The sequence below is a fragment of the Mesorhizobium sp. LNHC229A00 genome (assembly GCF_000502415.1).
GTDB lineage: Bacteria > Pseudomonadota > Alphaproteobacteria > Rhizobiales > Rhizobiaceae > Mesorhizobium.
This window is the reverse complement of sequence record NZ_AYWQ01000187.1, coordinates 1-426: the sequence shown is the minus strand read 5'-3', so window position 1 is coordinate 426 and position 426 is coordinate 1. Positions and strand designations below refer to the sequence as shown.

Here is a 426-nt window from a genome sequence, read left to right as displayed (position 1 = left end):
GCAAAGCCGGCAATGGCCTTTGAATATGGATGACGCGAATGCGCGGCCAAATCGGCAGCGATTGCCAGCATGGCGGGATCAATAGACGACGCGTTGACCAGAGTGGGCTGGCCAAGCGTGAGCGTACCGGTCTTGTCGAACACCGCCGTGTCGATTGTCGCCAGACGTTCCATGGCCGAGCCGTCCCTAACCATGATGCCGTTCTCGAACAGGCGCCGTGCTGCGACCACCTGGACGATTGGAACGGCGAGGCCAAGCGCGCAAGGGCACGTGATGATGAGAACAGCGATGGCGATCGTCATCGCCCGGTGCCAGTCGCCGGTCGCCGCCATCCAGCCCAGGAACGTTGCCAAGGCGGTGAGATGAACCATCGGCGCGTAGAGTGCCGACACGCGGTCGGCGATACGGCGATACCGGGCGCGACCA

The 426-nt window shown here is 63.4% G+C and carries 1 protein-coding gene; it reads right to left on the bottom strand.

What is annotated here, in order from left to right:
* On the bottom strand, positions 1–426 hold a 426-nt coding region (locus X742_RS0139785), incomplete at both ends, for an HAD-IC family P-type ATPase (RefSeq protein ID WP_031248889.1).